Source organism: Novosphingobium sp. AAP93, from assembly GCF_001296055.1.
Classification (GTDB): Bacteria; Pseudomonadota; Alphaproteobacteria; order Sphingomonadales; family Sphingomonadaceae; genus Novosphingobium.
In genome coordinates this window covers 48,077-74,250 of sequence record NZ_LJHZ01000028.1, presented here as the reverse complement: position 1 = coordinate 74,250, position 26,174 = coordinate 48,077, and the positions used below count along the sequence as shown (strand labels likewise).

Annotated in this window: 24 protein-coding genes; 13 read left to right on the top strand and 11 right to left on the bottom strand. The window is 64.3% G+C overall.

Features of this window, described 5'->3' with window-relative positions:
* Positions 1–9: 9 nt before the first annotated feature.
* Together IP83_RS06075 and IP83_RS06070 are read right to left on the bottom strand one after the other, a co-directional pair.
* Positions 10–981 carry a hypothetical protein gene (locus IP83_RS06075; protein ID WP_054121316.1) on the bottom strand — a complete coding sequence of 324 codons (972 nt, stop codon included), beginning with the start codon at positions 979–981 and terminating at the stop codon, positions 10–12.
* 25 nt (positions 982–1,006) lie between these two features.
* Positions 1,007–1,753 carry an SDR family NAD(P)-dependent oxidoreductase gene (locus tag IP83_RS06070; protein ID WP_054121315.1) on the bottom strand — a complete coding sequence of 249 codons (747 nt, stop codon included), beginning with the start codon at positions 1,751–1,753 and terminating at the stop codon, positions 1,007–1,009.
* A gap of 240 nt (positions 1,754–1,993) precedes the next feature.
* Between IP83_RS06070 and IP83_RS06065 the strand changes: the two genes are divergently transcribed.
* From IP83_RS06065 to IP83_RS06050, 4 genes are all read left to right on the top strand, one after another.
* On the top strand, positions 1,994–2,647 hold the full coding sequence (locus IP83_RS06065; protein ID WP_054121314.1) for a TetR/AcrR family transcriptional regulator: 654 nt from the start codon (positions 1,994–1,996) through the stop codon (positions 2,645–2,647).
* A 398-nt stretch (positions 2,648–3,045) separates the two neighbouring features.
* Entirely contained in the window at positions 3,046–5,439 is a 2,394-nt protein-coding gene (locus IP83_RS06060; RefSeq protein WP_054121313.1) for a TonB-dependent receptor, read from the top strand.
* Between the two features lie 94 nt (positions 5,440–5,533).
* Positions 5,534–6,727 (top strand): LLM class flavin-dependent oxidoreductase, encoded by a 1,194-nt coding sequence (locus IP83_RS06055; RefSeq protein WP_054121312.1) that lies wholly within the window; start codon positions 5,534–5,536, stop codon positions 6,725–6,727.
* Positions 6,728–6,797: 70 nt separating this feature from the next.
* The gene (locus IP83_RS06050; protein WP_054121311.1) at positions 6,798–7,100 is read left to right on the top strand and encodes a putative quinol monooxygenase; all 303 of its coding nucleotides are present in this window, start codon (positions 6,798–6,800) and stop codon (positions 7,098–7,100) included.
* Here the strand turns inward: IP83_RS06050 and IP83_RS06045 are convergent.
* From IP83_RS06045 to IP83_RS06010, 8 genes are all read right to left on the bottom strand, one after another.
* The gene (locus IP83_RS06045) at positions 7,097–8,278 is read right to left on the bottom strand and encodes an enoyl-CoA hydratase-related protein (RefSeq protein ID WP_054121310.1); all 1,182 of its coding nucleotides are present in this window, start codon (positions 8,276–8,278) and stop codon (positions 7,097–7,099) included. The genes IP83_RS06050 and IP83_RS06045 overlap by 4 nt on opposite strands.
* Positions 8,275–9,696 (bottom strand): AMP-binding protein, encoded by a 1,422-nt coding sequence (locus tag IP83_RS06040; protein ID WP_054121309.1) that lies wholly within the window; start codon positions 9,694–9,696, stop codon positions 8,275–8,277. The genes IP83_RS06045 and IP83_RS06040 overlap by 4 nt, the downstream gene beginning before the upstream one ends.
* Positions 9,680–10,609, bottom strand: a complete 930-nt coding sequence (locus IP83_RS06035) for a 3-keto-5-aminohexanoate cleavage protein (protein WP_054121308.1) — start codon at positions 10,607–10,609, stop codon at positions 9,680–9,682. The genes IP83_RS06040 and IP83_RS06035 overlap by 17 nt, the downstream gene beginning before the upstream one ends.
* A gap of 1 nt (position 10,610) precedes the next feature.
* The gene (locus IP83_RS06030) at positions 10,611–11,855 is read right to left on the bottom strand and encodes an acetyl-CoA hydrolase/transferase C-terminal domain-containing protein (protein ID WP_054121307.1); all 1,245 of its coding nucleotides are present in this window, start codon (positions 11,853–11,855) and stop codon (positions 10,611–10,613) included.
* Between the two features lie 19 nt (positions 11,856–11,874).
* Entirely contained in the window at positions 11,875–12,666 is a 792-nt protein-coding gene (locus tag IP83_RS06025; protein ID WP_054121306.1) for an enoyl-CoA hydratase-related protein, read from the bottom strand.
* A 43-nt stretch (positions 12,667–12,709) separates the two neighbouring features.
* Positions 12,710–13,471 (bottom strand): SDR family NAD(P)-dependent oxidoreductase, encoded by a 762-nt coding sequence (locus IP83_RS06020; protein WP_054121361.1) that lies wholly within the window; start codon positions 13,469–13,471, stop codon positions 12,710–12,712.
* Between the two features lie 25 nt (positions 13,472–13,496).
* Positions 13,497–13,976, bottom strand: coding sequence for a MarR family winged helix-turn-helix transcriptional regulator (locus IP83_RS06015; RefSeq protein ID WP_054121305.1), 480 nt, complete (start codon positions 13,974–13,976; stop codon positions 13,497–13,499).
* A gap of 74 nt (positions 13,977–14,050) precedes the next feature.
* On the bottom strand, positions 14,051–15,214 hold the full coding sequence (locus IP83_RS06010; protein ID WP_054121304.1) for an acyl-CoA dehydrogenase family protein: 1,164 nt from the start codon (positions 15,212–15,214) through the stop codon (positions 14,051–14,053).
* Positions 15,215–15,393: 179 nt separating this feature from the next.
* On the opposite strand from IP83_RS06010, the gene IP83_RS06005 reads away from it, so the two are divergent.
* The 8 genes from IP83_RS06005 to IP83_RS05970 are packed head-to-tail and all read left to right on the top strand — an operon-like array spanning position 15,394 to position 23,472.
* Entirely contained in the window at positions 15,394–16,875 is a 1,482-nt protein-coding gene (locus IP83_RS06005) for an OB-fold domain-containing protein (protein WP_197274293.1), read from the top strand.
* Positions 16,875–18,074 (top strand): acetyl-CoA acetyltransferase, encoded by a 1,200-nt coding sequence (locus IP83_RS06000; RefSeq protein ID WP_054121302.1) that lies wholly within the window; start codon positions 16,875–16,877, stop codon positions 18,072–18,074. Before IP83_RS06005 ends, IP83_RS06000 begins: the two co-directional genes overlap by 1 nt.
* Positions 18,075–18,087: 13 nt before the next feature.
* A complete protein-coding gene (locus tag IP83_RS05995) occupies positions 18,088–18,543 on the top strand; it encodes a MaoC family dehydratase (protein ID WP_054121301.1) in 456 nt (151 codons plus the stop codon).
* Positions 18,540–19,415, top strand: coding sequence for a CoA ester lyase (locus tag IP83_RS05990; RefSeq protein ID WP_054121300.1), 876 nt, complete (start codon positions 18,540–18,542; stop codon positions 19,413–19,415). Before IP83_RS05995 ends, IP83_RS05990 begins: the two co-directional genes overlap by 4 nt.
* Complete coding sequence (locus tag IP83_RS05985) at positions 19,412–20,590, top strand: acyl-CoA dehydrogenase family protein (protein ID WP_054121299.1); 1,179 nt, start codon at positions 19,412–19,414, stop codon at positions 20,588–20,590. The genes IP83_RS05990 and IP83_RS05985 overlap by 4 nt, the downstream gene beginning before the upstream one ends.
* A gap of 19 nt (positions 20,591–20,609) precedes the next feature.
* A complete protein-coding gene (locus IP83_RS05980) occupies positions 20,610–21,515 on the top strand; it encodes an SDR family NAD(P)-dependent oxidoreductase (RefSeq protein WP_369816998.1) in 906 nt (301 codons plus the stop codon).
* Positions 21,512–22,366: a MaoC/PaaZ C-terminal domain-containing protein gene (locus IP83_RS05975; protein WP_054121297.1), complete on the top strand. Its 855-nt coding sequence runs from the start codon at positions 21,512–21,514 to the stop codon at positions 22,364–22,366. The genes IP83_RS05980 and IP83_RS05975 overlap by 4 nt, the downstream gene beginning before the upstream one ends.
* The gene (locus IP83_RS05970; protein ID WP_156309600.1) at positions 22,363–23,472 is read left to right on the top strand and encodes an alkene reductase; all 1,110 of its coding nucleotides are present in this window, start codon (positions 22,363–22,365) and stop codon (positions 23,470–23,472) included. The genes IP83_RS05975 and IP83_RS05970 overlap by 4 nt, the downstream gene beginning before the upstream one ends.
* Here the strand turns inward: IP83_RS05970 and IP83_RS05965 are convergent.
* Positions 23,469–25,028, bottom strand: coding sequence for a long-chain-fatty-acid--CoA ligase (locus tag IP83_RS05965; RefSeq protein ID WP_054121296.1), 1,560 nt, complete (start codon positions 25,026–25,028; stop codon positions 23,469–23,471). The two genes, IP83_RS05970 and IP83_RS05965, sit on opposite strands and share 4 nt — an antisense overlap.
* A gap of 152 nt (positions 25,029–25,180) precedes the next feature.
* Between IP83_RS05965 and IP83_RS19885 the strand changes: the two genes are divergently transcribed.
* Complete coding sequence (locus IP83_RS19885; RefSeq protein WP_156309599.1) at positions 25,181–25,528, top strand: hypothetical protein; 348 nt, start codon at positions 25,181–25,183, stop codon at positions 25,526–25,528.
* Positions 25,529–26,174: the final 646 nt, after the last annotated feature.

Genomic DNA, 26,174 nt, shown 5'->3' with positions numbered 1-26,174 from the left:
TCCTGCGCTTCAGGTGTCGTGCCTGTCGGCCATGCCGCGCGAAAGGTGCGCGAGGCCGGCGAAATCGGCGATATGGCTGTGTCCGACGCGGGTGCCGCTTTCCCAGCGCATCAGGGTCTGGAAGGCAGCGCTCGAAGGGTTGAAGTTGTACCACGGCGCCGCCGCAACGGTGGTTCCCACCGCCTCCCAGCAATTGCCGCGCTCGTCCTCGAACTCGACCACGGCGCGGGTGACAAGCATGTCGAACCGCTGCGCGCGCATGGCGGCCCGCACGAGCGGGCGGCGCTCTCCATCGACCACCACGTAGCCGAACTTGAAGGGGCCGTAGACGACCTCCTTGTTCTCGAACTCCAGACCGAGGACGAGGAACGCGCCGAGATCGGGGCCGAGGTTGACATGGACCCAGGTGCCACCCTTGCTGCCCCAGTCCTTGCGCGGGCCCCAGCTCTTGTTCATGCCCTCGGTACAATCGACTTCGTACTCGCGGCCATGAAGCGAAAGCGTGCCGGTAACGCGGCCCTTGCTTTCCATATGGCCGGTGTTCCACCCGTCATAACCGGCGAGTTTGGACGATGCGATCAGCGGGTTTTCCGCCGGATCATGCGGATCGAACGGATCGCACACCGCCCTGTAGGTGATGTCGAGCGCGCAGTTGCCATCGAGCGACTGGTACTGGAAAGCGCAATCGCGTGCGCTGTGGGCCTGAAACGAGAGGCCATTGGCGAGCGTGAAATTGTCGAACCGCTCGGGGCAGGGCAAGTGCATCTGCGCATCGTTGTGCTCGATCTGCCAGGGGTGCAGGCTGAGCCCTTTGTGGATTTCGATCGAGCTGTGGCAAACGCCGAGATTGGGGCGGGCGAGGTTGTAGAGATTGCCGCTGATCCCCGCTTCGGGCACCGAGAAAATCAGGAACAGCGTCTCGGTCCAATGCTCATCCGCCGGGTCGCGGGGATGGAACGCGAAATCCTGTGCCGTGATCATCTCAGGGCCTCCGAAGCCAACCGGCTCAGCACGCGATCATGCCGCCATCGATGACGTGTTCGGTGCCGGTGATGAACCATGATTCGTCCGAGGCCAGGAACACCACCAGCGGCGAGATTTCCGAGGGTTCGGCAAAGCGGCCGAGCGGGATCGCCGCCGCTGCGCCGCCGCCATCCTCGTCGGTTGCGGCCACCATCATCGGGGTTTTGACGTATCCCGGGTGGACCGAATTGGCGCGAATGTTCTGGCCGCCATATTCCACCGCGACCTGCTTGGTCATGCCGCGCACCGCAAACTTGCTGCCGGCATAGGCGAGGTTGGGCGTGCCAAGATTGGCCAGCATGCCCGAGATCGACGAGATGTTCACGATCGAGCCGCCGCCCGCAGCAATCATCGAAGGCAGGACGGCGCGCATGCCAAGAAACACGCCGGTCTGGTTGACTGCGCAGACATGGGCGAAATCGGCTTCCGAAAGATCTGCGGCCTTGGCGATCGGACCAATGATTCCGGCATTGTTGACCAGCACGGTGACCGGGCCGAAGCGGGCTTCTCCGGCGGCGACGACTTCGGCCCAGCCGGCTTCGCTAGCGACATCGTGCTTCACGAATAGGGCCTTGCTGCCCAGCGCCTCAGCCAGCGCCTCGCCCGCCGCCGCATTGATGTCGGTGAGGATCACGCTGGCGCCTTCGGCCACGAAGGCCTTGGCATGCGCTTCGCCCATGCCTTGCGACGCACCCGTGATGATGGCGACCTTGCCGGACAATCTGCTCACCTGTTCTCTCCCAACTTGTATGCCGGACCTCGCATGCGTTGCGTTGGCGGCGCGAACCTTTGCCACGAGCTTTAAACCGGAGTCCTGGAATCTACGCCTTTGTTGACTACGACGAAAAAACTAGCTTGGCAACGTTGGCGTTGATAAAATCCGACTTGTAGGTGGGCGTGGTTCGTGGTGTTGAGGGGCAGGTGGGGCCAAAAAGCCGCCATCGATCCATTCTCAAGAGGGCAGGCATCTTTGAAGAAAATCAGCGGGATTGGCTCACGGCGCCTTGCTGCCAGCGAGGATTCAAGCAAAGCCTACGCGGAGCGCAGGATTGAAATTGCGCAGGCAGCAGTCCGCGTATTCAACCGGGTTGGCTTGCAGCGTGCCACACTCAAGGCCGTAGCTGATGAGATGGGGGTCGATAGGGCATCGCTCTATTACTATGTCCCGTCAAAAGAAGCCCTATTTGACGAAGTGGTTCGATCGGTAGTTGAAGAAAATCTTAAAATCACCAAATCCATATGCGAAAGCAACATGACCCCAAGGCGAAAGCTGAGGGAGTTCATCATGGCGATCATGACGTCTTACGGCGAAAAATATCCGATGTTTTACATCTACATCCGTGAGAATCTGAGTCATGTCGAACAATCACGCGCCGCCTGGTCGCGAGAAATGCGCGAGATGAACCGCGAGACGACTGAGGCTGTGATCTCGATCATCGAAGAAGGTTATGCCGACAAGAGCTTTCGCAACATCGGATCTCCACGTGTTGTCGCCTATGGCATTTTCGGAGTGCTTGGTTGGACCCATCGCTGGTTCAGGCCCGATAAGAGCGAATCGAGCGCGCAGGAGATCGGCAAGATCTATGCGGAAATGATCCTGTCGGGTCTTGAGTCGCCTTACTGACATCAAGTATTTGTTTTTGATGATTTTTTAGCTCCCTCCACGGCGTGTGGGGCGGGGCCTGAGGGCGGTCGGCAGGCGCATCCTGACCGGATCGCTAGGCTGGATAGCAGCGCGCTTTCCCTGCCCGACTCGCTGTCCACAGCGCACCGCACCAATTGTTCCGGCCAAGCACCTGACGGGGCTCGCCGAGGGCTGGCTCAATTCCAGCCTTTCGCCGGCATTTGCGATAGTTTTCAACTAGTGTGTTGACAGAATGGTGATTGGACCATATTCAGTGAATTGGTTCACCAAAAACCGTTCGGGCGGAAGAGATCCCCGACGTCCTTGCCAGGCCGGCCATGTCCGGCGGGCAACGGCGCAAAGGCAAAATCCAAGACATACAAGGGAAGGGGATTTCCATGACCAAGCACAAGATTGGCATTGCATCCGCATTGACTGCACTGACCCTCGCCAATGCAACTGCCGCACATGCACAGGCTGCGCAGGACGGGGCTGCTGCCAGCGATCCTGCAGGCGAGATCATCGTCACCGCGCAGCGCCGCGCCGAAGCTCTCGAGCGCACGCCGGTGGCCATCTCGGTGGTCAGCGGCGATGCCCTTGCCAAGCGGGCCATCGTGACCGAGGCGGATTTGCAGGCGGCCAGCCCCGGTCTGATCATCCGCGCGGGCTACAATTCCAACCAGCTGAACTACGCCCTGCGCGGCCAGTCGCTTGATGCCTTCAGCGATACGCGCCCCGGCGTTCTGCCCTATTTCAACGAAATCCAGCTCGATGGTGTCGGCGGCGGTTCCTCGGCGTTCTACGATCTGCAGTCGGTGCAGGTGCTCAAGGGGCCGCAAGGCACGCTGTTCGGCCGCAATTCGACCGGCGGCGCTGTTCTGTTCACGTCGGTCAAGCCGGACGAGAACTTCGGCGGGTACTTCAGCGGACGCGTTGGCAACTACAAGTCCTACCAGCTCGAAGGCGCGCTCAACGTGCCGCTGGCGGGCGAGAATGTGCTGGCCCGCGTGGCCGGCTTCTATGAAAAGCGCGATGGCTATCAGCGCAACCTGTTCAACAACACGCGCGCCGGCAATGTCGATCGCTATGGCCTGCGCGGTAGCCTGACCTTCAAGCTTTCGGATACCATCAAGAACGAACTCGTGGTCGACTACCTGCATTCGGGCGGCAACAGCCTGAGCGGATTGATCGACAGCCTTGAGCCGACCGGGCTCATCCCGCTGATTGCGCTGACCAATTTCGGCAATCAGGCGCAGTACAATTTCCTGATCAATGCCTTCACCGGCGGTGCCGCTGGTTGCAACGACACGACGAACAACTGCGCTGCCGCCTATGCTGCGGCCAACCCGAAGCTCGATCCCGGCGGTCTTGCGTCCTATCTGGCGACCCAGAAGGCGCGCGGTCCGTATCAGATCGAATCGGATGGCCCGGCGGAGTATCGCGGCCGCAACATCATCATCTCCAACATCACCTCGTTCGAGGTCGGGCCGGACACCAAGATCCGCAACATCTTCGGCTATACCTATCTCCAGAACGGCATCCGGGGCGACATCGACGGCACGCCGTTCGGCATCGATGACAACGGCGATGGCGGCAAGAACGACAACACGCGCCAGTATTCCGAGGAGCTTCAGCTGGTCGGCAAGGCGTTCGACGGAAACCTCGACTACGTGATCGGCGGCTTCCTCAGCCATGAAACCAACGAGAACGTCACGACCAGCCTGCTGCTGCAGTTCCCCCCGCTCACGTCGCGGACGAACTACAACAAGCTGACCACGCGCGACATGATCGCGGGCTATGCGCAGGGCACCTATGATCTCAGCGAGGCGACCGGTCTCGAAGGTCTCGGTATCACGATCGGTGCGCGCTACACGCATGAGAAGATCAAGTTCGACACGCTCCCGGCGGACACGGCCTACAACGAGCCCCCCGCAGTCCGAGCGACCTTTGATTTCAATCAGCGCAAGTCCTTCGGCAACCTCAGCTGGACGCTGGGTCTCCAGTATCAGGTCAATCCGAACCTGCTGGTCTATCTCGCCTCGCGTCGCAGCTACAAGAACGGTGGCTACAACGGGATCCAGAACCCCAAGCCCGGCCTCGGTTCAACGGGCGGCAACGAATATGGGCTCGAAACCCTGACCGACGCGGAAATCGGCATCAAGTATCGCGGGCAGATGGGCGGTGTTCCGGTCCAGTTCAATCTGGCCGGATACCAGAACTGGATCAAGGACGGGCAGCGCGTGGCCTACACGCTGCTGGGTTCGACCCCTGCCGCCGTGACCGTCAACGTACCCTTCTCGAAGATCACCGGTTTTGAATTCGATGGTTCCATCCGGCCGGCTTCGTGGCTGAACCTTGGCGGCTCGCTCAACTACACCAATGCGCGGTTCACCGACAATCTGGTCTCGATTGGCGGCGGCACTCCGGTTCCTTTCGGCACTTATCCCGATACGCCGGAATGGTCGGGTTCGGCCTTCGGTGAAGTCACCGTCCCGGTTCGCGATTCGATTGATCTCAGCCTGCGGTCAGACCTCTATGCGCAGTCGCTGTTCTGGTTCGCATCGACCGGCAACCGCAGCCCTGGCGCCAACATTAAGGGGTATACGCTGGTGAACTTCCGCCTCGGCCTGGCGGACAACAAGGCGGGCTGGTCGCTGGCGGCCAACCTCAAGAACGCCTTCAACCGGGTCTACTACGTGGGCGGTATCGCCACTGGCGAGCTGTTCCAGTTCAACACCGTGGTTCCGGGCGCACCGCGCACCTTCATGGCTGAACTGCGCTACAAGTTCTGAAGTCAGGGCCGGGCGGGTTCCCTCATCCGCCCGGTTCACAGCACCCCGGACGTCACGGGGCACAGTCAAACGACTACTAGTCTGGAGAACACGGATGTCTGGCAAGCTTCGCTTTGGCGCTTTTTGCGGTCCTCACCATCCCCTGAACGAAAACCCGACGCTGACGTTGCAGCGCGATCTCGAGCTTGCGGAGCACCTCGATTACCTCGGTTTCGACGAGCTGTGGTATGGTGAGCACCATTCGGCCGGTTGGGAGCTGATCGCCAGCCCGGAAATCATGATCGCGGCAGCGGCTGAGCGCACCAAGCGCATCAAGCTGGGTTCGGCGGTGACCTCGGTGCCCTATCATCATCCGCTGATGATCGCCGAACGCTACAGCCAGCTCGATCACATGACCCGCGGCCGCGTCATGCTCGGCATGGGGCCGGGCTCGCTCGCCTCCGATGCCAAGATGATGGGCATTCCAGTTTCCAAGCAGCGCGACATGATGGACGAAGGCATCGACGTGCTCGTCCGCCTGATGCGCGGCGAGACGGTGACGGCCAAGACCGACTGGTTCACGCTTGATAACGCGCGCATCCACATGACCCCCTATTCGCGGCCCGGGATCGAGATGATCGCGGCCAGCACGGTGTCTCCCACCGGTTCGCGCGCGGCGGGGCGCAACGGGATCGGCATGCTTTCTTTCGGTGCCACCTCCGGCGGCGCGTTCGATGCGCTCTCGGCCAACTGGAACATTGCCGAGGACGTGGCCAAGGCCAGCGGCCAGACGGTGGATCGCAAGAACTGGCGCCTCGTCGCGCCGATGCATATCGCACCGACGCGCGAGCAGGCGCGCAAGGAAGTCGAGTTCGGTGTCGAGGGCTGGGCCGACTATCTTCGCAACGTCGCGGCCTTGCCGATCGTTCCCGGCGGCGGCGATGTGATTGATGCGCTGATGAGCTCGCACATGGCCGTTATCGGCACACCGGATGATGCGGTGGCGCAGATCAAACGGCTTCAGGCACAATCGGGCGGCTTCGGCACGCTGGTGCTGTTTGCGCACAACTGGGCAGACTGGGCCGAGACCAAGCGGTCTTACGAGATGTTTGCCCGCTTCGTGATCCCGCAGGTCGATGACATGATCGACAACCGCGCTGTTTCGGAAGCCGAATGCCGCGCCAACCGGCCGGAACTGGCCGGGCAGATCGGTGCCGCGATCCAGGAGCGCATCCAGCGCCATATCGACGAACACGGCAAGAAGGACATTGCGCCCGAGCTGATCGCGGCGCTGCCTCCGAAAGCCTGAACCCTCATGAAGGACGCGGGCCGAGCCGGTGGCTCTGCCCGCGTCTTCGCAGCACGAGCGGGACGCGGCCATGGACCTGTTGATCAAGCATTATGTGCTGCGGGCAAAGGAAGGCGCGGCTGAGGCCTTGCTGGCTGAACTTGGCAGACTGTCAGAGCTGCTATCCGCTCTCGACGGAGTTGTCGGGGTCGATATCTGGCAGGATGAGGCAGATGCAAATCGCTGCATTTTCATCGAGCGTTGGCAATCGGCGGCGCACTATGCCGAGGGTAGCCAGCGGATCGACAAGGCTGCCTTCAAGGCCTTGATTGCCCACCTTGGCGCACCGCCCGAAGTTTCAACACTGAACGCGCGTGGCGTTGGCGAGGGCTAAGCCGCTCGCTCAAGCACGCCGCTGACCCCGCCCAGATAGGCCGGGATTGCACCGCTCAAGGTGACGGCGTGGTCCAGCTGGAGCATCTCGGCTGCGGAAACCTTCGCCACGGTCCTGCCCATTTCGGACGCCAATGAGGCAAGCGCTGCGGTCAGATCCGCATGCTCGGACATGGCCGGGCCAACCAGCCGGGTAATCGCCTCGCTCGCCGCGATCACCGCCGGTGAAAGTGTGCCGTCCCGGCTGGCCTTGTCATAGGCCTGCTTGCCCAGGAACATCGTGCGGATCATGTTGCGTGGCTCGGGCCGCTGGATCAGGCGCGCGAAGACCGACATTTCCGCGCGGATTGCGCCGTCCAGCGGTTGCATGAGGCCAAGCTCGACGCAATCGAGGATCGCGAGCGGGGCGGGTTCGTGGCCTGACATGCGCGCCATTTCGCGCGCGCGGTGCGCGGCGATGGCATCGGCATAGGCCGCATGGGCGAGCGGATCGGCATCGGCGCGGTCCCACGGCTGCACGGCGTGCGCGTTCCCGGAAAGCAGCCACGCCTCAGCCGCAGCGATTTCCTCGCCCTCGTCTACCACGGCATGGACGAGGCCCGCTTCCTGCGCCTCTGTGCCAGCGAGCGTGCGTCCGAGCAGCAGCACTTCAAGGCCGAGCTCCACGCCAACCAGACGGGGCATCCGCTGGGTTCCCCCAGCACCGGGAAGCAGCCCCACCGCGCATTCGGGCAGGCCGAGCATGGCCCGGCGATTGCGGGTGACGACGCGGTAGTGCGCGCCCAGCGCCAGCTCGCAGCCACCGCCGAGCGCAACGCCCGCAATTGCGGCGGCTATGGGCTTGCCCGCAGTTTCCAGCCGCCGGATGGCATGACTGAGCGGGAAGAAATGGTTGAAGGCGATATCGAAGCGATCAGCGGCGGGCGCGGCGACGATCATGTCGTAGGCAACGCCAAGTTCGGTGAGATCAGCGCCCGCGCAGAACCCCGTGGCCTTGCCCGATCGCACCAGCACGCCCTTCACATCGGCCCGGTGCAGCCATTCGGCGAATTCGCCAAGTTCGTGGATCGCCTTGTTGGAGAACACGTTCATCGACCGGTCGGGGCAATCGAAGACGAGGTGGACGAGGCCATTTTCTTGGAGTTCGACGCGGAACTGGGTGAGGGCGGGCAGGGTCATGCGGGCATCTCCGTGGTCGTCATGCGCGGCTTGCGGAATTTGCCCGCATCGTCGCGCACGGTCTGGCGGGTAACGTCGATCGAGCGCGGATGCTTGGGGCGCGCGAGGTGATCGGCGAGGAAGGCACAGAGGCTTTCAAGGGTCAGCGCCGCGTCGCTTTCGATCACGGCGTGGACCACGGCCCCCAGATCCGGGTCGGGTTTGCCGAAGACGGCGCAGCTGCGCACCTCCGGGTGTCGAAGAATGGCGGCTTCGACTTCGGCGGGCCAGATATTGATGCCGCCGCTGATGATGAGGTCATCCCGGCGGTCGGCGAGGAAGAGAAAGCCGTCCGCATCGAGCCAGCCGATATCACCGACGCTTTCCCAACCATCTGCCGTGGCGCGGCGCTCGGCCCCGATATAGCGGTAGGTCGATCCGGGGCCGCCCGGCGGCATGGCAAAGACTTCACCCTGCTCGCCCGGTTTGGCGTCGGTGCCATCGGGGCGCAGGATGCGGATGCGGGCATTGCCGATGGGCCTTCCGACCGAGCCGGGCCGCTCCAGCCACTCGCGCCCGCCAATCCAGCAGCGGACGAGGCCTTCGGTTGCGCCGTAGACTTCCCAGATGTGATCAGGGCCAAGCCAGTCGATCCACGCCTGCTTCAGCCAGGGCGCCATGGGGGCGGCAGTGTGGACGACCTGCTTCCACGCGGCGAAGCGATGGGTGGAGCGGACGGCTGCGGGCAGGGCCATGATCCGGTGCATCATGGTGGGCACCATCAGCGCCCAGCTGATGCAGTTCCGGGCTATCAGGTCCAGTGCTTGCGCCGCATCGAACCGGTCCATGGTGTGGACGGTAGAGCCGTTCCACAGCGCGAAGACCGCCGCGCTGAAAGGCGCGTTGTGATAGAGCGGGCCGGGAACCACGACGCGGCCCTCGGCGGGGATGCCGATGAAGCTCGTGCCGGCCGGAAACCCGGCGGGGCGGCCATCGACGATGACCTTGGGCGTGCCGGTGCTGCCCCCGCTGGTGCAGGCCTTCCAGGATTTGGCGACCGGGCGCGGTGCTATCGGCGCTGTGGTCGCGTACGACGCAGGCAGCATCGCCGCATCGACCGCGCAGCGCGGCTGCATGATGGACAGGATCGCATCGCGCTCGGCAGGCGGCAGGCGATGCGACAGCGGGGCAGGTGTCGCGCCGCAGCGGTAGATCGCGAAGGTGAGAGCGAGGAAATCCGGCCCGTTGGGCAGCTGGAAGGCGACCAGATCGTCCGGCTCTACGCCTTTGCCGAGAAGCCATGCCGCAAGGCTCGCGCTGCGCGCATCGAGCTCGCCGAAAGTCCACCGCTCGCTGCCGTGAAGCAGCGCTTCGCGTTCGGGCGGAACCCGCGCGAAAACGTCAGCCAGGGGCAGGAAGGGATCAGAAGCCGACGGCATCGGCGCCTTTCAGCGACAAGATTGCGCGGGCATCGTCGGGCGTGGCGACCTCGAGCCCCAGCCCCTCGATGATCTGGCGGACGCGCGTCACCTGTTCGGCATTGCTTTTCGCCAGCTGGCCGCGCCCGATCCACAGGCTGTCTTCCAGCCCCACGCGCACGTGGCCGCCCATGCTGGCCGCCATGGCCGCAACCTTCATCTGGTTCGCACCCGCTGCCAGCACCGACCAGCGGTAGTTGTCGCCAAACAGCCGGTCCGCCGTGCGTTTCATGTGCATCACGTCATCCGGATGCGCGCCGATGCCGCCAAGCAGGCCGAAGCAGGTCTGGATGAACAGCGGCGCCTGCACGAGGCCCTCGCTCCAGAAGTAGTGCAGGTTGTAGAGGTGGCTCGTGTCGTAGCACTCGAACTCGTAGCGCGTGCCGGTGGCGTTCAGCGTGTCGAGCGCGTAGCGGATGTCCTTGAAGCTGTTGCGGAACACGAGATCGTGGCTCCCCTCCAGCATTTCCGGTTCCCACGCGTGCTTGAAGTCCTTGAACCGCTTCAGCATCGGGAACAGGCCGAAGTTCATTGAGCCCATGTTGAGGCTGGCGACTTCGGGCTTCCACACTTCGGCGGGCTTCACGCGGTATTCGACCGGCATGTAGGGCGAGGCGCCCGTAGTAAGGTTCACCACCACATCGCTGCTCTGCTTGATCACGCGCAGGAAGGGTTCGAAGTCCTCTGGCGTATGGACCGGGTGGCCATCGTGTGGATCGCGCGCGTGGAGATGGACGATCGCGGCCCCGGCCTCGGCCGCGCCCAGCGCGGCTTCGGCAATCTCCTGCGGCGTTACCGGCAGGTGCGGCGACATCGACGGGGTGTGGATCGAGCCGGTGACGGCGCAGCTGATGATGACCTTGCCTTGCGACATCCTAGTTCTCCTGAAGCGCGTTCATGCTGTCACGCCAACTGCGGGCGAGGGCCTCGCGCTGATCGGGTGCTGCAATGGCGATGAGCGCCCGCGCGCGGGCCTCGTGGCCCAGTTCGCGCAAGTCCGCCACGCCGTGTTCGGTAACAACGAGATCGACGTCGAAGCGCGACAGCGAAACCGGGCCGTGGCCGTGCCCCGCTGGCACGATGCGGCTGGCGCCACCCGCCGCAGAGGGCAGGGCAATCACGCGGAGTCCGCCCCGACTGGCGCGTGCGCCGCGCGCATAGTCACCCGCGCCGCCGGGGCCGGATAGGAACCCGCGCGACGACGCCTCGGCGTGGACTTGGCCGTAGAGATCGACTTCCATTGCCGAATTGATCGTCACCAGCCGCTCGATCCCGGCCAGCGTTGCCGGATCGTGGGTCACCGAGACGGGCTGGAACTGGAAGTGCTCGTGATCGAGCCCGGCATAGAGTTCTGCGCTGCCGATCGCGACACCGGCCAGCGCCGAGCGGCCCGGGGCCATTGCGCCCGAGCGGACGAGCGCGAGCGCGCCATCGCCGATGAGGCCGCTGTGGAGCCGCAGGTTGCGGTGCCCTGACAGGGCGCGCAGCACCGCATCGGGGATCTTGCCGAGGCCGGTCTGCAAGGTCGCCCCATCGGGGATCAGCGGCGCGATGGCGGCGGCAATCGCCTCGCTGACGGCGTCGCTGCCCCCTGCCATGGTCCGCAGCGGCTGGTCCTGTTCGTAGCAGGCGGTGATGGCGGAAAGGGGAACGCCGGGATCGCCAGGCGTGCGCGGCATCGAGGGGTTGATGTGCGCAATGCGGACCGGGATTTCGCGCCAGAGCGCGGCGATGAAGCCCGTCTCGGCACCAAAGCTGCAATGGCCCTCGTCATCCGGCGGACTGCACATGAACAGGGCCGCGGCGGGCCGTTCGCGCCGGTAGAGCCGCAGTATATCCTGATAGCAAAGCGGGCGAAAATCGCAGCGCGCGCCTTCGCGGCGCAGTTCGGGCGTCTGGAAGAAGGTCAGCACCCGCGCTTCCGGGCCAGCGCTCCAGACCGCCTTGTTGAGGCCAGGCACGAACACGCCGGAGAAGGTCATCGCGCCGAGTGCGGACCCTGCTGCGGCCACTTCGCTGACGAGCAGATCGGACTCGGCCGGGCTCGACGAGACCAGCGTGAGACCGCCCGGCGGGAGGACGCCGGGCAGGTCTCCGGGGCGCAGATGGCGCGTGGTCATGTGCTGCGCCCCGGTGAGACTACTTGACGTACTTGTGGAATTCCGGCGCGCGCCGTTCCTGGAATGCGCGCATGCCTTCCTTCGATTCCTCGGTGTCGTAGAACAGCTTCACCGAATTCAGCGCCATCATCGAGATGCCGCGAATGTTGTCGCTGTCGGCATTGAAGCTGCGCTTGGCAAGCGCGAGCGCGGTGGGGGAGCGCTGGCCGAGCATCTCGGTCCATTCATCGACCGCCGCATCGAGCTCGGCCGCCGGGACGACCTTGTTGACGAGGCCCATCTCCATCGCTTCCTGCGCGGAATACTGGAGGTTGAGGAACCAGATCTCGCGCGCCTTCTTGTCACCCACGTGGCGGGCAAGGAAAGCCGTGCCCCAGCCGGCATCGACCGAGCCGACTTTGGGGCCGACCTGGCCGAACTTGGCCGTGTCCGCGGCGATGGTGAGATCGCACAGCGTGGCGAACACATTGCCGCCGCCGATGGCAAAGCCGTTGACGCGGGCGATGACGGGCTTGGGGATGTCGCGGATGATCGACTGGAACTCGTCGATCGGCAGGCCCACGATGCCGCGTCCGTCGTACTGGCCGTCCTTCGCGCTCTGGTCGCCGCCGGTGCAGAAGGCCTTGTCGCCCGCGCCAGTCAGCACGACGGAGGAGACATTCCTGTCATCCGCCGCCAGCTTGAACGCCGCGATCAGCTCCTCGATCGTCTTCGCGCGGAAGGCGTTGTAGAGCTTGGGGCGGTTGATCGTGACCCATGCGGCCCGGCCGCGCACTTCATAGAGAATGTCTTCGAATTCGGGAGTGCTCATGGCGCATCCTTTCGTGAGATTTCGAGGCTGAGAGAGCTGCGCCTCAGACCATGTTCATGCCGCCGGAGACCGAGATGGCCTGCCCGGTGATGTAGGCGCCGTCTTCCGAGGCGAGCAGCGCGACGATGCCGGCATAGTCCTCGGGCTCGCCCATGCGGCCGAGCGGGATGCCGCGTTCAAGCGCAGCCTTCCACTTCTCCGCCTCCGGGCCGGTCCCGGCGACTTCGGCCATCATCGGCGTGTTGGTCGGCCCCGGGCAGACCGCGTTGCACAGCACGTTCTTGCGCGCGAGTTCGCGCGCGATCGACTTGGTGAAGCTGATGAGGCCGCCCTTGCACGCCGAATAGACCGCTTCCATCGCGGTGCCGACCTTGGCGGCATCGGAGGCGATGTTGATGATGCGCCCGCCGCCATGTTCGACCATCCGGCCCGCCACGGCGTAGTGCGTGTTGAGGTTGCCGGTGAGATTGATCGAGATGACCTTGTCCCAGAACTCGGGCGTGGTCTTGAGGAACGGGGCAGGGCGGTCCCACCCGGCGTTGTTTACCAGCGCCCAGATCGGGCCAAGTTCCGCCTCGACCGCCTCGACCGCTGCCTGAACCGCAGGCAGGTCGCTCACATCGAGCTGCCAGGTGCGGACCGTGGCGCCGGGGCCTGCCAGCTTGGCGGTCTCCTCACCGGCTGCCGTGCTCAGGTCGAAGATGGCGACCTTGCAGCCCTCTGCCGCGAGCCGCAGCGACAGGGCACGACCAATGCCCTGGCCACCGCCAGTGACAATCGCGACTTTTCCGTCCAGTCCTCTCAAGCAATCCTCCATTCGGGTACGGCGGTCAGAGATCTAAGTCCTGCCCGCCTTCAGCTTCACCGCCAGCCAGTTCGAGCAGGCGGTTCTTGATTTTCACGAGCACCAGCGCGGCTGCGTCGAGTTCGTCCTCGCTGACGGTCGCCAGAATGTCGGCTTCGACAGCGTCCACGCTTTCGCGGATCGTCGAGACCAGCCGCTGGCCTGCACGGGTCAGGTAAACCCGGCGGGCGCGGGCATCGCGTTCGTCGGAGCGCCGTTCGACGAAGCCGGCGGCTTCCATCCGGTCGACCAGGCCGCCAATGGCAACCTTGGTGAGGTCGAGATCGGCAGCAAGCGCTGTCTGGGTCATGCCATCACGGCGCGAGAGGAAGGCGAGCACCCACCACTGCGAGCGCGTCAGCCCCAGCGGCTTGAGCGCGCGGTCGACGACAATGCGGCGCAGGCGCGAGACGTCGTGGATGAGGAAGCCGAAACGCAGGCTGGAATCGAGGTTTTTCTGAATCATGCGGGCATCTCCGGGAGTGGATGCTCCCGGACTAGCCGTCGCCGCGCCGGGCGCAAGAGGCTGCGTAAGCCAGTTCACTTTCTGCGCGCCAGCTTGCCCTTGAACATGTCGCGCGAGATGATCGTCTTCATCACCTCGATCGAGCCGCCCGCGATCTTGACTATGCGCGCATCGGCATAGGCGCGGGCGATAGGGTATTCCCACATGTAGCCCCAGCCGCCGAACAATTGCAGGCACTTGTCGACGGTTTCGCAGTGCAGCTCGGAGGTCACCATCTTGGCCATGGCAGCGTCTACCGGATCAAGTTCCCCGCGCATGAACAGCTCGATGCACTTGTCGGTAAACACACGTGCCATCACGCTGCGGGCCTTGAGGTCGGCGAGCACAAACTGGGTGTTCTGAAAATCGGCGATGGTCTGGTCGAAGGCCTTGCGCTCGCTGGTGTACTGGGCGGTGTAGTCGATCACCGTCTCGACCACGGTGGCCGAGCGGATGGCCTGCGCCAGCCGCTCTTGCGCCAGTTTGGTCATCATCAGGGAAAAGCCCTGGCCTTCCTCGCCCAGCATGGCATCGGCATCGACGCGCAGGTTGTCGAAGAACAGCTCCGAAGTGTCCTGTGCCTTCATCCCCAGCTTGTCGAGGTTCTTGCCCCGGTTGAAGCCGGGCAGCGATGCATCGACGAGGAACAGCGTGACGCCCTTGGCCCCTGCGGCGGTGTCGGTCTTGGTGGCGAGCACCAGCACGTCGCACATCTGGCCGTTGGAAATGAACACCTTCTGGCCGTTGATCACGAAGTGATTGCCATCGCGTTCGGCCTTGGTGCGGATCGCCTTCAGGTCGCTGCCAGCGTGCGGTTCGGTCATGCCGAGCGAGCCGATCGCCTCGCCGCGCACCATCTTCGGCAGCCATTGCCGCTTCTGCGCTTCGCTGCCGAAGGTGAGGATATAGGTGGCGACGAGATCGGTATGGATCAGGAAGCCTGGACCGCTGGCCCCGACGCGCCACAGTTCCTCGAACACAACCACATCGAAGAGATAGTCAAGTCCAAGGCCGCCGTATTCTTCCGGCACGGTGCAGCACAGCAGGCCGGCCTCGCCCGCCTTGAGCCACAGCTCGCGCGGGACGATGCCGTCCTTCTCCCATTGCTCGTGGTAGGGGACGATTTCCTTCTCGACGAAGTGGCGCACGGTCTGGCGCCACATCTCGTGCTCGGGCTGGAAGAGGGAACGTTCGATCATTTTGCAGCCTTCAAGCGTGCGGTGAACGGTCGGATTGTGTGCCTTCAGTCGAAAAGGTCATGGTAGTCTCCGTGCTGGCTCCACATGGCTCAGCGGCCAATTGCCCTTGCCAGATAATGTTAAGCTGTTTACTACATGATTCGAGGCTGTCAAGCGCGAGTGGAGGGAAACCGCCACATTTGAGCGATAAGGCAGGATATCGGATCGAGGAGATGGGGATGTCAGGAGCAGCGCAATCGTTCGGCATTGCCGCGCTCGGCGGCTATGTCCCGCTGCTGCGGCTGGACCGTAAGACGGCGGCGCGCGAGCTGGCCTGGTCGGGCCTCCCCATGCCGCGCAGCGGCACACGCGCGGTTGCCGATTGGGATGAAGATGCCTTCACGATGGCCGTGGAAGCGGCGCGGCCCCTATGCGGCATGAGCGCGCCCGATGCGCTGCGGTTTGCCTCGACCTCGGCGTATTTCACGGACCGGGCGCAAAGCGGAATGGCGCTGGATGCGCTGGCGCTCCCCCGCACGGTGCGCACCAGCGATGCCGCAAATTCGCGCCGTGCCGCGACGTCCGCGCTGCTTGAGGCCCTGCTTGGCGACCGCGACGAGATCGTGACGGCTGGCGAGAGGCGGCCCACGCAGGCAGGCAGCGCGGCGCAATTGGCCTTCGGAGATGGTGCTGCTGCCGTGCGCACCGGAGCCGGGGCCCCGGTGCGCCTTGCCGGCTACGCCAGCCTCTCGCACGATCTGGTGGACCGCTACGCCTCGCGCGAGCACGAGGTCTCCTACGCCTACGAGGAGCGCTTCGTGCGCGATACCGCGGTCGCCGAAGTGCTGCTGCCGGTCGTGCGTGCAGCCTGCGAGAACGCCGGGATTGCCTCGGCGCAGCTCGCCCATGTCGCCGTCCACGAACCGGTTGGCGGCTGCTGGCGCGCGATGGGCAAGCCCCTGGGGTGCAAGGCTGCCAATCATTGTGAAGTGGTTTCCGAAAAGGTCGGCAATCTGGGGGCCGCCCATGCGCTCTTCGGGCTCGGCCTTGCGCTCGATGCGGCGCAGGCTGGCGAGTTCGTGCTGCTCGTCGGCTTCGGCAGCGGTGCGGATGCGCTTATCTTCGAAGTAACCGGCCCGGTACCGGGCGCTTCAGCCATGCGCAGCGCGCTTGACGAGGGCCAGATCCTTGCGAGCTATTCCCGCTTCCTCAGCTTGACCGGCTCGGTCGAACTCGACTGGGGCATGCGCGCCGAGTTCGAGCAGAAGGCGCAGGCGACCGTGCTTGAGCGGGTTGGGCGCGACATGATCGGCTTCATCGGCGGGCGTGACAGCACCGGCAACGTGCAGTTTCCCAAGAGCGCCTTTCCGGTCAATCCTGCGCTCAGTGCGGCCGAGGCAATGGAAGACGTCCGCCTCGCCGATCTGGAAGCGACAATCGTGTCGATCACCGCCGACAGGCTCAATTTCTGCCCGGACCCGCCCTTCGACTTCGGCCTCGTCCAGTTCGATAACGGTGCGAGAGTTCTCATGGAAATGGTCAACCGCCCGGCCGACGGCTTTCGCGTGGGCGACCGTGTGCGGATGCGGCTGCGGATCAAGTCCCACAATCGCAGTCTGGGTTTTCGCACTTACTTCTGGAAGGCGGCGCCGCTGGCGCGGCCCCTGCTTGGAGACGCCTGATGGCTACGGGTATTCGCGACAAGGTCGCCATCGTCGGCATGGGCTGCACGCGCTTCGGCGAGCGCTGGGACATGGGTGCGGACGGACTGATGGTCGAAGCCTTCACCGAAGCGCTGGCCGATGCCGGGATCGAGCGCGCGCGAATCGAGGCTGCGTGGGTCGGCAATGCGCTCGACGATATCAACGTCGGCAACAGCGCGCTGCCTGCGGCCCATGCCCTGCGGCTTGACAAGGTGCCGGTCACCCGCGTCGAGAACATGTGCGCCACGGGAACCGAGGCGCTGCGCGGCGCGGCCTATGCCGTGGCGTCCGGCGCGGTGGATGTGGCGCTCGCCATCGGTGCCGAGAAGCTGAAGGACACCGGCTACGGCGGGCTGCCGCTGCGCACCAAGGGCATGCAGAACGATCTGTGGATGCCCTATGGTTCGGCCCCCGGCACGTTCGCGCAGCTCGCGGGGGCCTATGCCGCGCGACACGGTATCGCTCCCGCCGATCTGAAACGCGCGATGGCGCATGTTTCGTGGAAGAGCCACCAGAACGGCGCGCTTTCGCCCAAGGCGCACCTGCGCGGCGCGGTCGATATGGACAAGATCCTCAATGCGCCGCTGATCGCCGATCCGCTGGGGCTGTTCGATTGCTGCGGCGTTTCGGACGGCGCAGCGGCGGCCATCGTGACGACGCCGGAAATCGCCCGCGCGCTCGGCAAGGCCGATCCGGTCATGATCAAGGCGATCCAGCTTTCGGCGAGCAATGGCTGGGAAATGCAGTTTGGCGCGTGGGATGGGGCCTCGGTGCCCAACACCCGCGCGGCCGCCGCGCGCGCCTATGCCGAAGCGGGTATCCGCGATCCCCGCGCCGAGCTCGACATGACCGAAGTGCACGACTGCTTCTCGATCACCGAACTGGTGATCATGGAGGATCTGGGGCTCTCCGACGAGGGCCGCGCTCCGGCCGACATCCTCGATGGGCGCTATGATTCGGGCGGCGCGATCCCGTGCCAGCTCGATGGCGGGCTCAAGTGCTTCGGCCATCCGGTCGGCGCTTCGGGCCTGCGCATGGCGTATGAAGTTTACACCCAGCTTCAGGGCCGGGCGGGTGAGCGCCAGCGGGGCAAGGTCGATTTCGGCCTGACGCACAACCTTGGCGGATCGCCGTTCAACAGCGTGGCCGCTGTCGCGATCCTTGGCCGGCTGAACTGAGAGGAAGAGGCAAATGGCGGGTCTTTGGTTTGACGAATTCACCGTGGGGCAGGTGTTCAGGCATGAGGTGCGCAAGACCGTGCTGGATTACGAGAACAGCCTGTTTTCATCGCTCACCTACAATCCGGCGCAGATCCACATCGATCACGCTTACTGCGAAGGCACCGAATTCGGCCAGCCGCTGATGAACTCGATCTTCACGCTGGGTCTCGTGATCGGGCTGAGCGTGCAGGACACGACGATGGGCACCACGGTCGGCAATCTCGGCATGACCGATACGACCTTCCCCAAGCCGGTCTTCTCGGGCGACACCCTCCGCGCCGAAACGCGCGTGCTGGAGCTTCGCGAAAGCAAATCTCGCCCGACGCAGGGCATCGTGACGTTTGAGCATGTCGGGCTCAACCAGCGCGACGAAGTGGTGTGCCGTACCGTGCGCAATGCGCTCATGATGAAGAAGCCGGTGGCATGAGGCTGCGTTCGCTTCTGTTCGTGCCCGGAGACAGCGAGCGCAAGTTCGCCAAGGGCCGTGCGGCCGGTGCGGACGTGCTGATCCTCGATCTCGAGGATGCCGTCGCGCCTTCGATGAAAGCGGCGGCGCGCGAGCTGGTCGCGGGATGGCTGGGTGAGGCGGGCGATATCGAGGCCAGCCTCTTCGTGCGGGTCAACCCGCTCGACACCGGGCTGACCGCCGATGATCTTGCCGCCGTGGTGCGCCCCGGCCTTGCCGGCATTCTCGTGCCCAAGGCCAACGGCGCGCACGATATTGCCACCATTGCGGCGATGATTGATCCGCTGGAAGCCGCCGCCGGGATGGCGCCGGGCACGGTCAGGATCATGGTCGTCGCCACCGAGACCCCGCAGGCGATGTTCGCCCTCGGCAGCTACACGCCGCCGCATCCGCGCCTTGTCGGCCTGACCTGGGGGGCGGAAGACCTGGCCGCTGCCATCGGCGCGACGGACAACAAGGAACCCGATGGGCGGTGGACTGAGCCCTATCGCTACGCGCGCTCGCTGTGCCTGTTCGCCGCCGCTTCGGCCGGGGTTGTGCCGGTCGATACGCTCTATGCCGATTTCCGCGATGCCGAGGGGCTTGAGACCGATTGCCGCCGCGCCCGCCGCGACGGGTTCCTTGGCCGCATCGCCATCCATCCCGATCAGGTCGCCACGATCAACCGCTGCTTCACGCCGTCCGAGGCGGAAGTCGCCCATGCCCGCCGGATCGTGGACGCGTTCGCCGCCAATCCCGATGCGGGCACGCTGGGGATTGATGGCAAGATGGTCGATATCCCGCACCTCAAGGCCGCATTGAAGACGCTCGCCGCTGTCGGAGAAACCGAATGACCCAAGCCCGTCCGCTTCCCACCGAGGAAGACCTTCAGGCCATCCGCGAGGGCGTCCGCGCTGCCTGCGCGCCGTTTGGCGATGATTATTGGCTGGCCCGCGACAATGACGGCCAGTTCCCGCGCGAGTTTCACCGCGCCATGGCCGATGGCGGCTGGCTCGGCATCACCATGCCCGAGGAATTCGGCGGTTCGGGCCTTGGGGTGACCGAGGCGATGACCATGATGAACGAGGTTGCGGCCTGCGGCGGCGGCTTCGCGGCGGCTTCGACCATCCACATCAACCTGTTCGGCCCGCACCCCATCGTGGTGAAGGGCACGCCCGAGCAGAAGGCGCGCTGGGTGCCGCGGCTGGTCGCGGGCGAGGACCAGTGCTGCTTTGGCTTTACAGAGCCCGATGCGGGGCTCAACACCACCCGGATCAAGACTTTCGCCGAGAAGGTGCCCGGCGGCTACGTGGTGCATGGGCAGAAGGTCTGGACCTCCACCGCGCAGGTCGCCAACAAGATCATGCTGCTGACCCGCACGACCAAGCTGGAAGACTGCGCCCGGCCGACCGACGGGATCACCATTTTCTACACCGATCTCGACCGTTCGAAGATCGACGTGCACCTCATCCCCAAGATGGGCCGCAAGGCGGTGGATTCGAACGCGATCTTCATCGACGGGCTGTTCATTCCCGAGGAAGACCGCATCGGCGAGGAGGGGAAGGGCTTCGGCTATATCCTCCACAGCCTCAATCCCGAGCGCATCCTGATCGCCGCCGAAGCCATCGGCATCGGCCGCGATGCACTGCGCCGGGGCGTCAACTACGCCAAGGAGCGCGTGGTGTTCGATCGGCCCATCGGCATGAACCAGGGCATTCAGCACCCGCTCGCGGAAAAGTGGATGTACCTCGAAAGCGCCTGGCTGATGACCCAGCAGGCAGCACGCCTCTATGATCAGGGCCTGCCCTGCGGGGCCGAAGCCAATACCGCGAAGTTCCTTGCCGCGCGTGCTTGCCATGATGCGGCTTGGCAGGCCGTCGCGACCCACGGCGGCTTCGGCTACGCCAAGGAATACCATGTCGAGCGGCTCTACCGCGAAAGCGCACTGACCCGGCTCGCCCCGATCACCGAGCAACTGATCCTCTGCTTCATCGCGGAGAAAGTGCTCGATCTGCCCAAGAGCTATTGAGGAACATTCCATGGGATTGATGGACGGTAAGGCCGTGCTCGTGACGGGCGCGGGGCGCGGCGTGGGACGCGGGATCGCGCTGGCGATGGCGGAGGCCGGCGCTGCGGTCGTGGTCAACGATCTGGGCGTGGCGCTGAGCGGCGAGGGCGCCGATGAAGGCTCCCCCGCAGAGCAGGTCGTGGAGGAAATCCGCGCGGCGGGCGGCAAGGCCATCGCCAATCACGACAGCGTGGCCGAATGGGACGGAGCCTGCCGCATGGTCAAGGCCGCCGTCGATGGCTTCGGGCGGATCGACGGGGTGGTCAACAACGCGGGCAACTTGCGCGATGTCTACTTCCACAAGATGAGCCCCGAGGATTTCCGCGCGGTGATCGACGTGCACCTGATGGGCAGCTTCCACACCAGCCGCGCGGCGGCCCCGTTCTTCAAGGAGCAGGGCAGCGGGGCCTATGTCCACATGACTTCGACCAGCGGCCTGATCGGCAATTTCGGGCAGGCCAACTATTCCGCCGCCAAGCTGGGGATCGTCGGCCTCTCGAAGTCCATCGCGCTCGATATGCAGCGCTTTGGTGTCCGCTCGAACGCCGTCGCGCCGTTCGCTTGGACGCGGATGATCGATTCCATTCCGACCGATACGCCTGAGCAGCAGAAGCGGGTCGATGGCCTCAAGAAGCTCGATGCCAACAAGATCGGGCCGCTGTGCGTCGCCCTGTGCGGCGATGGCGCGGCCAAGGTTACGGGGCAGATCTTCGGCGTGCGCAACAACGAGATCTTCCTGTTCTCGCAGCCGCGCCCGATGCGTGCCGCGCACACGGCGGAAGGCTGGACGCCAGAAGCGATCACCGAGCGGGTCTTCCCCCAGTTTGCGAACGACTTCTATCCGCTGCACCGCTCTGCCGATGTGTTCAGCTGGGATCCGGTGTGATCCAGCCAGCTGCGATCCTCGCGCATGATTTTGGCCGGCCGGAACAGACCTATGGCCCGCGCGATGCGATCCTCTATGCGCTGGGCGTGGGGCTGGGCTGCGATCCCTGCGATGCGGCCGATCTGGCGTTTCTGGACGAGCGGGCGCTTTCGGTCCTGCCGACTTTTGCGGTCACGCTATGCTCGCCGGGGATGTGGATCAAGGAACCTGCGCTGGGCGTCGATTTCGGCAAGCTGGTCCATGCCGCGCAGTCCGCAGAATTCCTCGCCCCCCTGCCGCCCTCGGCGCGCGTGCGGGGTGAGGCGCAGGTCATCTCGCTGACCGATCGCGGCGAAGGCAAGGGCGCGGTGCTCGTGCTCGAGCGGCGGATCTTCAATGCCGACGGCGGCGAACTGCTCTGCCGGCTTGAGCAGACCTTGCTTCTACGCGGAGACGGCGGCTTTGGCGGCCTGCCCGCGCCGCGCAGTGTCGATGCCTTGCCCGAACGCAAACCCGATCTGATGGCGCGCTTTGCGACGAGCTCGCGCGCGGCGCTGATCTACCGGCTCTCGGGCGACTGGAACCCGTTGCACCTCGATCCTGCCGTTGCGGCGAAGGCCGGTTTCCCCAGACCGATCCTGCACGGCCTTGCAAGCTACGGCGTCGCTGGCGCAGCCATATCGCGCGCGCTGGGCCGCGATCCGGCGGGGCTCAGGCTGCTGGCCTGCCGCTTTTCGGGGGTGGTCATGCCGGGCGACGAACTCGACTGGTGCATCTGGCGCGATGGCAATCACGCCGCCCGTTTCACCGCCCATGTCGGCACGCGCAAAGTGCTCGACGGCGGGCAGATCGCTTGGAAAGTGAAACCATGACAATCGCCTTGCCCAGCCTATTCAGTCCATTGCAGATGGGCGCGCTGGCGCTGCCGAACCGGGTCGTCATGGCTCCGCTTACGCGCGCCCGTGCCAGTGTGGACAATGTGCCCACTGCGCTGATGGCGATTTACTATGCGCAGCGTGCCGATTGCGGGTTGATCGTGTCCGAGGCGACGGCCGTCGATCCGCTCGGCATGGGTTGGTACCGCGTCCCGGGAATCTGGACCGATGCAATGGTCGAAGGCTGGCGCGCAGTCACCAATGCGGTCCATGCTGCGGGAGGGCGTATCGTACTTCAGCTGTGGCATATGGGGCGATTGGTCCTGCCCGACTACATCGGCGGTGCGCAGCCGCTGGGGCCATCGGCCATCGCTGCCACGGGCGAGACGTTCGCCCCGCCCGGCGAAGGGTATCAAGGCGGTTTCCTGCCGATGAAGCCCTATGTCATCCCGCGCGAGATGGACACCGCAGACATTGCTCTGCTCGTCGAAGCGTTCGGGCAAGGTGCCGCGCGCGCCCGGGATGCGGGTTTCGATGGGGTCGAGGTCCACGGCGCCAACGGCTACGTGATCGACCAGTTCCTGCAAAGCGCGAGCAACCGGCGAAGCGATGACTATGGCGGCAGCCTTGCCAACCGCACACGGCTGCTCGAGGAGGTGCTGGAGGCGGTGACGTCCGAGATGCCGGCGGATCGTGTCGGGCTGCGGATCAGCCCGACCAGCGCGCGCAAAGGCATGGGTGATGAGGATCCGGGCGCCCTCGCCGAAGGGGTAGCCACGATAGCAGGCCGTTTCGGTCTTTCCTATGTCCACCTCATCGAACCCATTGCTTCGGGTTTCATGGAGCGCCCGGACAATCCTGTGGTCGAACGGGTACGCAAGGCCTTCCCTGGGGTCACCATTCAGAACGGCAGCTTCGATGCGGCCAGTGCCGATGCCTGTATCACCAGCGGGCAGGCCGATGCCGTGTCGTTCGGACGCCCCTACATCGCCAATCCTGATCTCGTGCGCCGCATGCGCGAGGGGCTTCAGATCGCGGCACCCGATTTCGATTATGCCTATGTCGGGGAAGCGCGGGGGTACACCGACTACCCGGTGCTCTAGGAGATGCTGCGGTTCTCGCCTGCCCACCAGGGCGCGCGGAGGTCTTTCTTTGATATCTTGCCGCTGGGCACCAATGGGAAGCTTTCCATGAAAACCACGCGCTTGGGCGCCTTGTAGGCGGCAAGCAGGGTTCGCGCATGGGCGATGAGTTCTGCCTCGTCGGCCGTGCTCCCCGGGCGGAGCATGATGCAGGCCAGCACTGCCTCTCCCCAGCGCGCATCAGGCACCCCAATCACCGCGACTTGCGCGACCGCAGGGTGGGTCGACAGCGCGTTCTCCACTTCGGCGGAATAGATGTTCTCGCCGCCGGAGACGATCATGTCCTTCAGCCGGTCGACAAGGTAGTAGAACCCTTGCGCATCGCGCCGGGCGATGTCTCCGGTACGGTACCAGCCATGCTGGATCGCCTTTGCGGTTGCCTCAGGCTGCTTCCAGTATCCAGCCGTGATCGCAGGCGCGCGTACGACCAGTTCACCCGGCTCGCCATCGGGCACGTCCTCACCCTCGCTATCGATGATCCGGAAGCTGATGAGTGGCAGTGGCCGTCCGCACGATTGCAGACGGCCCTCATCGTTCAGATCGTGTTCGTCCGGCCGCAGGATCGAGAACGCTCCGCCAGCTTCGGTCGATCCGTAGAACTGCATGAACTGCCCTGGCATTCGCTGGATCGCCCGCCGAATGAGCCCGAGCGAAATGGGCGAGCCGGCATAGAGTGTCAGGCGCACCGAGGAAAAATCGGTGTGCTCCGCTGACGGATGGTCGATCAGCATCTGGATCATCGTGGGTGTCAGCGTCAGCAGCGACGGTCGGTCGCGCTGGATCGCGGCACACATCACGGCTGGATCGAACTGGCGCAGGATCCCGACTGCAACGCCGTTGTAGAGGCACTGGATCGCGATGCCGAGCGCAAGCAGATGGAAATTCGGCAAGGGATTGAGGAACAGGTCGTCGTGCTGCCACTGATAGGCCGGTTCCAGATGCTCGCACAGGCGCATTCGGTTAAACCCGCCGTGGCTCAACATCACCCCCTTGGGTACGCCGGTGGTGCCTGAGGTATAGAGCTGGAGCGCGATGTCCTCCTCGCTTACGGCGACTGCAGGATAGCTGTCCAGTTCGCCAGCGAACCGCGCTTCCAGCGTGTCCTCGTCATCGAACCATACCGTCTCGACCTCGCTGCCAGCCATTGCAAGAGCCTCCCGCCAGAGCGGCTCGAGGGCGCGCTCGGCAAAGACCAGCCCTGTTTCGCAATCGGCGATCAGAGCGGCCAGTTCGGGTGCAGCAAGCCGCCAGTTGAGCGGTACGAAAGTTGCGCGTGTACGCGCCGTGCCGATCAGCGCGAAGTAGAGGTCCGGACTGTTGAGACCGAAAAATCCGATGCGATCGCCAGCACCGACGCCTCTTGCGAGAAGTCCGCGTGCGATGCGGTTGGCGATGCGGTCGAACTCGGTGAACTCGATGGTGCGTGAGCCGTGTACCAGTGCTCGCCGATCCGGTTCGTGTCGTGCGAAATAGGCGATGGTATCACCGAGCGTGCGCACTTCTGGATAGAGCCACATATCCTGGTCCCGTGTCAGCCAGCGGCTTTGGCGATAGGCATCGAAACGTCTCCCGGTGAGCCGGTCCGCAGCAGCGTTTCCGCGTGCTCTTGACTATGTGACTAGGGTAGGGTTCAAAAAATGTCAACTGATTTACCAAATTCAAGGAGCCCATGACTGTACTCGATCCATCGTGTGCCGATGTCCCGCTGGGCTATCCGGCGCTCGAACGCGGCACCCTTGCGATTCCCGCCGAACAGACGATCGCCACTGGTCAACTGGCTATCGCGCCAATCTATTGCAGTGAACACGTCGTGGGCAAAGCCATGCGCAAAGCCGCAGTGCTGCGCGAGGAACTGCTCCCCACAACCAAGTTCTGGAATTCCAGCAGCCGTCCTGAGGAGGCGCTGTCGGCTTTCGACCGGACAGTCGATCGGCATGGCTCGAAACGGTCGCTCTCTACCTGCTGCGCTGGCGACTGCCTACCCGCAAGAACTACGTTGAGCCCTGGAAGGCACTGATCTGGCTGCGCGACGAGGGCAGAGTGCGCGCCATCGGCGTCTCCAACTTCCGGCACGAGCATCCTCGGCATCACGAGGTCGATCGAGAAGAGCATGCGCGCTTTCGCACTGATGGACGGCGGCGCTTCTGTGCAGTTGTAGCCTTGCGCTAGGATCTCTCATTCGCGTTGCGGCAGTATCCTGTTGTGATGGTACATCAGTTCAACAGCCGAAACTCTATTCATCTGATCGCCGAAACATACGATCGCAGAAACGAAGTTCGCGGGGGTATTGGTGGGGGTATTTGCGCCTGTTCTAAGATAATGAATAACAACATCAGATGGTTAGAGCTGCCTTATAGATCCCTCCTCCGCTACCAATCGCTTATCCGGAAGCTTCCAGATGCTTCCGGGCATTCCAAGAAGATCAAAGAAGAGCAGAGGTTTGCGGGTGATTCGGGTCCGCATGCGCCTGGTGCCTTCCTCGTGCAACCAAATTTGGCGTGAGTGGTGGGCACCGGAATGACAGACACTGGGGTTGCGAGCCTGTCAGCTGGAATACGCCAAGATTAAAGTCTTCTAACGCGCGCTTCGCCGCAGTGGGGTTGCTCATCCGCAGCTGTGGACGGCTCGGACCGGCCAGCACGAAACAAGCCTCCGGCCCTTGG